The sequence below is a fragment of the Nitrosopumilus sp. b1 genome (assembly GCF_014078545.1).
Taxonomy (GTDB): domain Archaea; phylum Thermoproteota; class Nitrososphaeria; order Nitrososphaerales; family Nitrosopumilaceae; genus PXYB01.
Genome location: NZ_MU078726.1, coordinates 1 through 691 on the forward strand (window position 1 = coordinate 1; position 691 = coordinate 691).

The 691-nt window shown below is 35.9% G+C and carries 2 protein-coding genes; both read right to left on the minus strand.

Features of this window, described 5'->3' with window-relative positions; translation table 11 throughout:
* Nucleotides 1–453, minus strand: a 453-nt coding sequence (locus C6988_RS08545; protein WP_182134665.1) for a hypothetical protein, incomplete at its 3' end; no start/stop codon positions are given.
* Nucleotide 454: 1 nt separating this feature from the next.
* The coding region (locus tag C6988_RS08550; protein ID WP_182134666.1) for a PAC2 family protein at nt 455–691 on the minus strand (237 nt) is incomplete at its 5' end.

Sequence of the window (691 nt, forward strand, 5' to 3'; positions counted from 1 at the left end):
ATCAGAATTATCAGGATCTTCGGCAAACATCATCAATGCATTAATTGGTCTGTCACCAGTGTTCTCAACTAAAAAATTAATCGAGTCAGTGTTTGGAACTACAAACATATCAAAAAGTACAGGACCATCCAAACTAAAAGTTCCAAAATTATCACCATAGATGTTAGAGACTGTCACTACAGAACTATCTCCATCTTGATAATCAGTTATCTGAAGACCCCATAACAATGGAATTTCAGAAATAGAACTTGAATAGCTAAACGTGTAAGAATTTCCTGGAAATATTTCAACTTCCTCAGAGACTTCAGAGAACATTCCGTCTAAAAGATTTGGTAAAAGAAATTCTCCATTAACTGCAGGTTGAAATGCAGGAACCATAGAAAGTACAGCTAAAAATGAGGCTATTGTAATGATTACTCCTGCCAAGCCAACTATTGGCCCCCTCTTCTTCATTTTAGCTGATGTATCCTAAACTTTTTTCATCAGATTCTGATTTGTAAGGGATTGCATGTTCTTGATTTCCTTGTGCTGCTGCTTGTGCCTGAATTGTTTTAATGATTTCTTCAGTATCTTTTGCTCGCTGTTCTAGCTCGGACATGTCTATGGTTAGTTTTAGAATTTGACATAGTGATTCTAAAACTGCTTTTGAAGCTTTAGCATCTATCACATATCCTGAAGTTTCTCCTAGAAG